The organism is Mucilaginibacter sp. KACC 22773 (assembly GCF_028736215.1).
In the GTDB taxonomy this organism is placed as follows: domain Bacteria; phylum Bacteroidota; class Bacteroidia; order Sphingobacteriales; family Sphingobacteriaceae; genus Mucilaginibacter.
In genome coordinates, this window is sequence record NZ_CP117883.1 from 3,475,661 (window position 1) to 3,486,587 (window position 10,927).

At 42.6% G+C, this 10,927-nt stretch carries 4 protein-coding genes; 1 reads left to right on the plus strand and 3 read right to left on the minus strand.

Annotated features, from left to right (window positions below; all coding sequences use genetic code 11):
• Window positions 1-10: 10 nt before the first annotated feature.
• Both PQ469_RS14475 and PQ469_RS14480 read right to left on the minus strand, forming a co-directional pair.
• Window positions 11-1,909, minus strand: a complete 1,899-nt coding sequence (locus PQ469_RS14475; RefSeq protein ID WP_090650930.1) for a RagB/SusD family nutrient uptake outer membrane protein — start codon at window positions 1,907-1,909, stop codon at window positions 11-13.
• Window positions 1,910-1,932: 23 nt separating this feature from the next.
• Window positions 1,933-5,130: a SusC/RagA family TonB-linked outer membrane protein gene (locus PQ469_RS14480; protein ID WP_177183846.1), complete on the minus strand. Its 3,198-nt coding sequence runs from the start codon at window positions 5,128-5,130 to the stop codon at window positions 1,933-1,935.
• Window positions 5,131-5,324: 194 nt separating this feature from the next.
• On the opposite strand from PQ469_RS14480, the gene PQ469_RS14485 reads away from it, so the two are divergent.
• On the plus strand, window positions 5,325-9,323 hold the full coding sequence (locus tag PQ469_RS14485; RefSeq protein ID WP_274213602.1) for a hybrid sensor histidine kinase/response regulator transcription factor: 3,999 nt from the start codon (window positions 5,325-5,327) through the stop codon (window positions 9,321-9,323).
• A 118-nt stretch (window positions 9,324-9,441) separates the two neighbouring features.
• On the opposite strand, the gene PQ469_RS14490 is transcribed toward PQ469_RS14485, so the two are convergent.
• On the minus strand, window positions 9,442-10,761 hold the full coding sequence (locus PQ469_RS14490) for a vanadium-dependent haloperoxidase (protein WP_274213603.1): 1,320 nt from the start codon (window positions 10,759-10,761) through the stop codon (window positions 9,442-9,444).
• Window positions 10,762-10,927: the final 166 nt, after the last annotated feature.

Sequence of the window (10,927 nt, forward strand, 5' to 3'; positions counted from 1 at the left end):
TTAATAAATACTATTGATTTGGTTGTTTAACAATTTTAGGATTAGCCGATAATACGTTATCACCAATTTGTGAATAATAATTACCTAACTGGAACCTGTTTGCACCTGTTACAGAACTTGGTTTAACTTCTTTAAACAGCCATTTACCATTATTGGCATTGCCGGGGTTGTAATATTTATATGGCCATAACCCAAATGGTTGTGTGTTGCGTTTAGCCGCCTGGCCAATATTGGTAACCAGGTCGGTAACGGTCATTTGATTACCATCCCATACTACGGTTGCCAATCTCCAGCGTTTCATATCAAACAAGGTATGTCCTTCAAAGGCCAGCTCTACCCTACGCTCGTGTACAATGCGATCAAAATAGTTAGCGGCTGTTAACACCAGTGGTGTATTAAGGCCAGCCCTTGCGCGTACCTGGTTAATATAGGTTGATGCTGTTGTATAGTCGCCTAACTCGGCAGCAGCTTCGGCACCGTTAAGCAACACCTCAGCATAACGGTAACGAATAAAGTTAACATCGCTACCACGACCACGACGACCGGAACCAATTGTTGGATCAAGATATTTACGAACATAGAAACCGGTTTGCGTTCTGAATTCCAAACCGTTAACAGGCCCATCCTTACCTACTACCTGTACCGGCGTAGTTGTACCCGGAAGCGGCTTAAGTTGTACAGCATCGCCGCTGGTAAGTATGCTGCCATCAGCCAGCTGGTAACCAGCCCAAACATCAGTACGTTTACCTTTAAATAAACCGTTTGGCAATAATACTGTGCCTGCTAACCTTGCATCCCTGCCAGCAAAAGCATCCAGCTGATTATCGTAGTAAATAGGGTTACCAGAGCCGTCTTTGGTTGCGATTGGCGCATAGGTATTATCCAGTTTTTCGTACGCTTCAACCAGGTTTAACGACGGATCTAACCGGCCTGCATCCAAACCTTCGTCAGATATTGAATAAGGCTGATCATTTGTGGTAAAACCATGGGTTTTACCACCGTTGGCCTTAAAGTCCTCAACCCAGATTGATTCTGTACTTGTTTTGTCAAGAAAAATATTAGCGAAGTTATCGCTCAGGTCTGGCAATTGCTTGTATAAGCTGTAATTACCTGCACTGCCGCTGATGATAGCCTTAGCAGCCGCAAGAGCTTTAGTGTAATAACCGGTAGCCATGCTTGCAGGTATACCGACTTCGCCGCCTGGCAATGAAACCTGTGGAGTAGTAGCGCCATATTTGGCAATAGAAGCTGCATATAGTGCAGCCCTTGCTTCCATGGCTAAAATAGCACCAGGGGTTGCCCTTGATTTCTCTTCTACTTTTGCAGGCAATAAACCTTTTATAGCTTCGGCCTCGCTGATGATGAAATCATAAACTTCTGATTCTTTGGCGCGGGCTACCTGTAAAGGTATTACATTGCCAGAGAAATCGTAATCGAGCGGTTTGGTAATTAATGGCACGCCACCCATGCGTTTTACCAGTTCAAAATAGTACTGGGCACGTAAAAATCTGCCTTCGGCGATGAATTGATTTTTTTGATCGGCGGTTAGTTTAGTTGCCGCTGTTGCACGGTCAATAAACAGGTTTAAATCGCGAACGTATGTATAGTCCCAGGTTCCCCACTCACCGTAACCCCAGCCGGTACGTTGTACAAAGTACGAACTGCCGTTTTCTGATGGGAACGATTCGCTAAAGTCAGCAAACGAAGCCCATCCGTTATCAAGGCCCGAGAAATCAACCACACGATTATATAAATCGCCCAGGATAGATAGCACCAGGTTGGGATCTGAAAATGCCACATCTGCCGTTACTATCTGCTTGGGCGGCACATTCAAAAATTCGCTATCTTTTTTGCATGATCCCGTAATTAACAGGGCCGCAAACGTAGTTATTATAGTTATTTTTTTCATTGAATTTAAACTTAAGGGATTAATTAAAAGGTTAAATTAACACCGAAGTTAAGGACCTTACTTTGAGGGAACTGAAGCCCGTTATCATCCGTTACCTCCGGATCAACCGCATATTGCTTCAGGTTATCAAACGAAAACATGTTGTATGCATTAACATAAAATCTTGCCTTCCTGATCTTTACCTTTGTTAACAAATTGGTTGGTAACGAGTAACCCAATTCAAGTGTCCTTGCCCTTAGGTACCTTACGCTATGCAACCAAAACGATGAATTATTTTGCCCGTTAAGTGAGTAGCTGCTATAGCCAAAACCCGGATTAATCCTGTTGGCGGGGTATTTTCCGGGAATCCACTGGCTGTTAATATCAAATGGATCGGCACGGTGGTACCTGTCTTCAAAAATGGTATTTAAGTTACCGTTGTTTTGGAACGCCCACCTCGTTTCCCAGTTCTGGAACCAGGTATAGCCTGCACCGCCCGAAAAATCGGCGTGGAAATCAAAACCTTTGTAAGCTGCACCAAGAGTGAAACCAAAGTTTATATTAGGCTGTGTGCCATACCCATAACCAATAGGCCTTTCGTCGTACTGGTCAATTTTACCGTCACCGTTTTGATCCTTATACATTAAATCGCCCGGTAACAGGCTACGGTTGCCCTTTCCATCGTTGTTGATTTTGTAGTTGTTAATCTGGTCAATTGATGTAAACTGGCCGATAACCTGGTAGCCCCAGTCGATGTGTGAATACCTGTTTTCGGTTGAGTTACGGTATTGATCCCATGAGTTATAAAACAACGGGTTGTACGAGGTAAGATTTTTTTGACGGCTGTATGAAAAATTACCGCCAACATTAAATGTCGCTTTACCAATGGTTCCGTTATAGTTAAGGGAAATTTCCGCTCCCTGTTGCGAATCGCTGCTGGTGTTTTCCTGCGGTAACCCGTAACCAACTTCAATTGGCAAAATCACATCATTTTTGGTACCCAGTAAACCGGTACGTTTTCTGTAAAAATAATCTACAGTACCGGTAAGGGAGCTGTTCAGGAAGCTAAAGTCGGCACCAACGTCGGTTATCTTACTTTTTAACCATGAAATATTGGTTGTTACTATACCCTTATCCCTTGATGTAACCACCGCATTGCCATCTATAATAGCAGTACCCGAATTGTAGTTGTAACCAGGTAAATATGAGTAAGGCGAAATCAGGTTCCTATCGTCTCCTAACACACCGTATGATCCCCTGATTTTCAAATCATTCAGCACACTGTGATCGCCAAGCAAGCTTTTCATAAAGCCTTCCTGAGTAATCCTCCATCCAACAGATACACCCGGGAAATACCCCACACGTTTATCAGGCGCAAAAAGGTACGATGCATCACGTCTTGCAGATGCTTCTAAATAATATTTATTGTCGTAGTTATAGTTGATACGACCGATATAACCGATACGAGCTTCTTTATCATCACTATCCTGGTAAGTATCGGCAGTTGGGAAATAAATAAGCGGCAGGTTATTTGAAACCGGCGATGCGTGGATCCAGTTGCGCAAGTGCTGAAGTTCGATACGCTCAGATACAAACGTAGCGCCCACGGTATGCTTGCCGAAGGTATTGTTATAGTTTATTTGCCATTGGTAGGTTTTTGCAAACTCCTTACGTTGCTCACGCTCTCTCCATGGGTTGGTACTGCCGCCTGTTACATCGTAAGTGTCGGTAGCTGGCCTGTAGGTGTAAGCATTATAGGTATACTCCTGGTTGTTCAGCAAATAATCGGCTATGTAGTATGAATACAAACCTTTAACTGTTAAACCCTTAATGCCGGGAATTTGATATTCGGCACCAAAGTTGGTTTGCAATACGCGCCAGTCGCTGTGGTATAAACCCGAAAGTTTGTCGTTCAGGAACGCGTAATTTGATTCGGTATGGCCAATATCATTCAAATAAGCAGGGTTATCGTTAGCGTAAGGGCGCTCCAAAGGTGTATTCCTTAATACCGCAAACCTTGCCAGGAAGTAATCATCGCCACCAGGTACACCCGGATTTTCGCGGGTTTCTATACGGCCATTGATATTCAGGCTAACTTTTAAACCAGCCGCAACTTTAACCGAAACATTTGATTGGATATTTGAGCGGTTAAACTTATACTCTTTGCCTAATTGTGAATTTTGGAATAAGTTGGTTGCTGAAACGTAGTAATTAACCCTATCGGTGCCACCGGTAAAGTTGGCGTTAACAGAGTTTTGAGGGGCGTTGTTATTCGCTTTCAACACATAATCGCGCCAGTTAAAGCTTTGGTAGCCTTTTTCGGTACCTGCCTTGTATTTGTCAAGTTCGGCTTGTGTAATGCTGGTTGAGCCGTTGGTGTTCACCTCAGCATCTGCACGATAACGCATGTAATCGTACGAGTTGGTTAATACATTCGGGAACCTGTACCAGTTTTGGTAACCGGTATAGGCATCAATATTAATGCGCGCATCGCCGCTACCTTTTTTAGTGGTTACCACCACAACACCGTTTGCCGCGCGTACACCGTAAATAGCTGCCGAGCCGTCTTTCAATACAGTAATGCTTTCCACATCGTTTGGCGCAAGGTTGTTAAACTGGCCTTCATCTTGTTGGATACCGTCAATTACATACAAAGGCGAACCCATGTTACGGATTTGTATGCTGGCGCTTGCTCCCGGCCTGCCTTCAGACATTCTGAAAGTTACACCTGGAATTTTACCTGCCAAACCCGTGCTCACCGTTGAACCGGCATGCACGCGATCAAGATCTTTACTGGTTACGCTGGAGATAGCGCCCGTAATGGATTCCTTTTTTTGTGAACCGTAACCTGTTACTACAACTTCTTGCAGTGATGAGTTAGTTGCTTTTAGCCGCACTCTGATACTTGTTTGCCCGTTTAACGGAAATTCCATTGTGGCGAAGCCAATATAGCTTAATACCAACACGCTGTTGGCAGTAGGTACAGTTAAGCTAAACTGTCCCTTTACATCAGTTGTTGATCCACCCTGGGCGCCTTTAATACGTACGGCAACGCCTGTTAGTGCTTCGCCCGTGGTATCAGTTACCGTTCCCGTCACCTTCACCTGTGCAGATGCACCAAGCGAAAAAAGCAGGCAGCTCATGATAGAGAATACAACTAATGTTACTTTTTGGCCCCATTTACTGGGCGGCCATTGCACGCGGGAGGGCCCCCCATGCCTGAGTAGTAAAAATTTTCTCATAAATTGATTTGTTATTGGTTAATTGTCGATTTTAAAAATGTAATGTTGACATATCTAAAATCACGATGTAAAGAAAAAGATTTAGGGGGGCTCCTTATTAACCAAATCATCTCAATAATTAGTCAAAAAGTATCAATTTTTATTCAGACGAAAACCCTTGTTCAGAATGGCTATATTTGTTCAAGAGATCGATTTTGAAACCTGCATATTTATTATATTTACTGTTCATATTCCCGCTTACTATATGTAATGCACAGCCTTATTATTTCAGGCATTACCAGGTTGAGCAGGGCTTGTCAAACAATACCGTTTACTGCAGCCTGCAGGATAAACAGGGATTTTTATGGTTTGGCACGCGCGATGGTTTAAACCGTTTTGACGGTTACACATTCCGGGTTTTCGGGCATAATCCTAAAAATCCACGCAGCATTTGCAGCAACATGGTACATGCCCTCAGGCTTGACAACAACGGCAATTTATGGGTGGGCACCGATGAGGGGATTGATAAATTTGATAGCAAAACAGAAAGTTTTATCCGCGTAAATCCATCAAATACCAATGGTGTCAGAGCTATCGAATTTGACCATTATAATAATTGCTGGTACATCGCAGGATCGTCCCTGATCAGGTATAATACGCAAACCGGCAAAACAACCGACTTTGGTAAACTGCAAAATTTTGAAGCCTCGGGTATAGTGCAAAATAACGGCTATATGTGGGTATCATCCAATAGCGGCACTATTGAACGGCTGGACACCGTTCGCAATACCTTTAAAAGCTACAGCATAGTTAACCACTCCAATTGGGCTCCCTCTTACTTCACTGAAAAAATTTTTAATGCAGGCAACAATAAAATATTTATAGGTACAACCAGTCAGGGTTTTAAAATATTTGACTGCGTTACCGGAACTTATTCCGATGTACTGACAAATAATAAAAACAAAACCGGCATTTATGTAAGGGATTTTGCAAAATATGCCGATAACCAGTTTTGGCTGGCTACCGAATCGGGAATATTTATTTACGATGTGCTTAACAACTCTTTTACCAATTTAAGGAAAAAGTATAACGACCCGTACAGTATATCGGATAATGCCGTGTACACCCTATGCCGGGATGTGGAGGGCGGTATTTGGGCAGGCACCTATTTTGGCGGGATAAATTATTATCCAAAACAATATTCAACTTTCAACAAATATTACCCCGGCGATGAAAAAAACTCGCTTAAAGGGAACGTGGTACGCGAAATTTGCAAAGACGATTACGGCAACCTATGGATGGGAACCGAAGATAACGGCCTGAATAAATTAAGCGCCGATAAACGCACCTGGACGCACTACCTGCCGGGCGGCAAAACCGACATAACCAATACCAATATCCACGGCCTGGTAGCCGATGGCAAAAATTTGCTTATAGGCACCTTTGAGCGCGGGGTTGATGTTATGGATATTCCCAGCGGTAAGGTGGTAAAAGTTTACCTGGTTGGTAAACACAGCAACCTCAAAAGCAACTTCATAATTTGTTTTCGTAAAACAAGGAAGGGTACCATATACGTGGGGGCTACCAGGGGTCTTTATATTTATAACCGTAAAAAGGCCGATTTTACATTAATTGATAAAATACCGGGAGGTGATTTTATTTATGATATTATTGAAGACCATTCGGGCAAACTTTGGATAGGTACTGTTAGGGATGGTATTTATACTTATGACCCCGGCACCAATACCAGTACGCACATCCGCGATGCATACCCTGTGAAAAAAGCTATTAACGGATCAACAGTTAACGGTGTATTTGAGGATAGTAACCATATTTTATGGTTTGCCACCGATGGGCTTGGTTTATGGAGATATGATCCGGATAAAAAAACCTTTAAGTTTTATGATCTTGATAATGGTTTACCAAGCAACTATGTATTCAGGATGCTGGAAGACAATCATAAAAACCTATGGATCAGCACCTCCCGCGGCCTGGTAAGCTTTAACATTATTACCAACAGCATTAAGGTTTATACCAGGGCTAACGGTTTATTAAGCGATCAGTTTAACTACAATTCGGCATTTAAAGATACTGATGGCACCATGTATTTTGGCTGCGTTAAAGGGATGATAAGCTTTAATCCGTCGGCTTTTGCCTTAAACAACTATGTTGCCCCGGTATTTATAACCGGTTTCCAGGTACACAACCAGGAGATAGTGGTAAATGGGGCCGATTCGTTACTCCGGCAATCCATCATCTACACAAAAAAAATTAATTTAAATTATAACCAATCGTCATTTAGCATTGATTTTGCCGCCTTAAGCTACCCGTCGCCCGAGATGACCCAGTATAAATACACCATGAAAGGGCTGGACAAAGGTTGGACAGATTTAAAACGAAACCGCAAAGTATACTTTACACAGTTGCGGCCCGGCCATTATACCTTTATAATAAAAGCTGCAAACAATAACGGCGTTTGGAGCACTAAAGAAACAGCCCTTGAAATAAACATTGCGCCGCCTTTTTGGGCAAGTTCCTGGGCCTATGCACTGTATACAATGCTGGTTATTTTAACTGGCTATTATCTGTTAAGGCAGTACCACAACCGCAACAAACAGCGCAATAAACGATTGATAGAGATACTGGAGAGCGACAAGGAAAAACAGATATATAATGCCAAAATTGAGTTTTTTACCAATGTAGCACATGAAATACGTACTCCGCTAACCCTTATAAAAGGGCCAATGGAAAAGGTGATCAAAAGATCTGAGCACGTACCCGAGATTCAGAATAACCTGAAGATCATGGAGAAAAACACCAACAGGCTACTCGATCTGACAAACCAGTTGCTTGATTTCAGGAAAACAGAAACCAATGGTTTTAGCCTGAGTTTTGTAAAAACAAACATAGCCGATTTGCTGGCCGATATATTTTTAAGGTTTAAGCCCCTAACCGAGCAAAAAGGGCAACGTTACACCCTAATATGTGTAGATAAAACCTTGTATGCCTATGTTGATATTGAAGCATTTACCAAAATAATAAGTAACCTGATCAATAACGCTATTAAATATGGCGAAAACGCTATAGAGGTGGAACTGCTGAAGCCCGAACCCGGCGATAATACATTTACCATTGAAATAAGAAACAACGGTTACATTGTGCCTTACGAAATGCGTGAAAAGATTTTTGAGCCCTTCTTCAGGATGAAGGAATCAGAAAAACAAATTGGCACAGGGATAGGCCTCTCCCTGTCGCGTTCCCTTGCCGAATTGCACAAAGGATTATTGGTGCTGAATAAATCTATTAACGATTTCAATATTTTTAACTTAACCTTGCCTATTCACCAGGAGAAGGAATTTGACCTGCACAACACTCCCGACGATTATGAACTAACCGATTCTATTAAAGAAGAAAACTTTGATTTTATGAAACCGATTATACTTTTGGTGGATGACAATCCCGAGATACTTGATTTTATTTCGGACGACCTGAGCGATAAATATGCTGTAATAAAAGCATTAAACGGCCAGGAAGCGCTGGATATGATAGAAATTGAAAACATCCAGCTTATTATCAGCGATGTAATGATGCCGGGAATTGATGGCTTTGAGTTATGCAAGCGCATTAAAACCACATTTGATTACAGCCATATCCCTATTATATTACTCACGGCTAAAAACACCCTGCAAAGCAAAATAGAAGGCCTGGAAGTAGGTGCAGATGCCTATATCGAAAAACCGTTTTCGCCCGAGCATTTACAGGTGCAAATAGCCAATCTGCTTATCAACCGCAATAAAATCAAAGACCATTTTGCAAGTTCGCCGCTGGCAAATATTAAAACTATGGCCTACTCCAAACCGGACGAAAGCTTTTTGGATAAGCTTAACGCGGTAATTAACCACAACATTCAAAATCCCGACCTTGATGTGGAGCATATTGCCAGCCTGATGAATATGAGTAAGCCTACGTTGTACCGTAAAATTAAAGCAATATCAAACTTAACCATTAACGAACTGATTAATATAACCCGCCTTAAGGCAGCTGCAAAACTGCTTGAAGATGGCGATTATAAGGTTTATGAAGTTGCCAATATGGTAGGTTACAGCTCACAATCGCACCTGGGCCGTAACTTTTTGAAACAATTTGGTACCACCCCTACCGAGTATCAACAAAATAAAAAGAATCAGAAGGTTAAGACAGTATCAAGTAGTTAGTATCAAGTATCAAGATTTTTGACTTGCAGCTTTACCACTGTATTTGCGGCTACGTTGATACTTGCCATTTGTACTAAAAAAGGCAGCTGTCTTGATACTTGATACTAAGTACTTGATACTACTCATGTGTCTTTAGCTTGTTGATCGCGAAGTTTCCGATACGTCTCCCTTCGTCAATGCCATTTACAATGGATGGCATATAATGAATACCGCCGTAAAACCGGCTGATAGCTGCCTCATCGGCGGCCGCTTTAAATGATTCGAACTTCCGCGCCGGGATGCTAAACTCCACCTCGGTGGAGTCGGTAAAAGCAAAATTATCGCCAAACAACTTGCCAAGCATAACTGCCGATGCATTTGAAACTACGCTATGCCCGCTGGTATACTCGGGGAATGGTGGGGTTTGCAGCAAAGGCATCCAGTTTTGATCAATGTATTGGTTAATATAGGTTTCGGGGCGAATAACTTTGCTTTTGTATTTTTCGTCCCAGCAATTAATAAAGCTATCGGCAATTACAACAGCCAGGCAGGAATAGGTTTCAGCCGAACGGACGTAGTCGACTTTTGCCTGGCGGCAAACCAACCCGGCAATGTTGATCCAATGGCCTCCTGGCGATATTTTTTTGGTAGCAAACATGGTATGACCATTGGTATTAACTTTAAACGGGTTATCGTCCCAATATGTGGCTATGGTGCTTTGCTCGGGTGTTAAATGCTGGCCGGCCTCCCTTACAGCAACAGCCAGTTTATAGAAATAACTGGTGGGTTCCTTCGAAAAATCCACCGCTTTTGCAGGCTTAAACTGTTGTGCCGAATCCAGTAAAAATGGACGTATTTCGTTCCAGTGCGGCTCCACCCCTTTCATATAGGCCGGTGGTGTCGGCTTCCAGGTGGCATCGTCTGTTTGCACATCGTATTTTGATAACGAACGGGTATGCTTATAATTATCCTTGCCCGCCCATTTAATAATCCGGTCGGCAATCAACTTTCCATAAGCTATCGAGTTTTGGTATACTTCATCGGGCATGCCGGTATTTTTAAATTCATCCATCAACCCGCTGTGGAAAGCCTCTATCCGGCCTTCAGACATGACCAGTATTTTCCCAACCGTTAAAATGGCATGCGCGGCAGCTAAATTGTAGCAATATGTTTTGCCGGCTTCCGGTTCGGGGATTGAATCCAAACCTTTTACCTGGCCAGCAAGCGACAGATATTTTGTATCGCCGTTACGCGCGGCCTCGTACCCTGCAATGGTAATATAAGCGTAAATACGGCTTGCCACCGGCGGCGAATAAATATCATGCAGCATTACCTCGCTAACCTCGCGTACAGATCGATGGATGTAATTGGGGTTTTCGGCTGATTTTTTCCACCCGCTATTTTTACTACAGCCAAATAACAAGGTAACGGCAAAAACAGTAAAGTAAAGTTTATTCATACATGGGTTCCGATAAAATTAATAAAGGTTAATTGGCCCCGATAGGCTATCCATCAAAGCTAACAGGAAATCCATAAACATATATTGAGCGATACAATTTGACGAAATATTGAGATGATTTGCAGAATCTGTTATATCAAAATCCATTTTCTTTACGTGCGCTTAC

Bases quoted from the DNA above. Each gene is read 5' to 3' on its own strand.
- PQ469_RS14475 (WP_090650930.1), bottom strand. From the start codon at position 1,909: ATGAAAAAAATAACTATAATAACTACGTTTGCGGCCCTGTTAATTACG.
- PQ469_RS14480 (WP_177183846.1), bottom strand. From the start codon at position 5,130: ATGAGAAAATTTTTACTACTCAGGCATGGGGGGCCCTCCCGCGTGCAA.
- PQ469_RS14490 (WP_274213603.1), bottom strand. From the start codon at position 10,761: ATGAATAAACTTTACTTTACTGTTTTTGCCGTTACCTTGTTATTTGGC.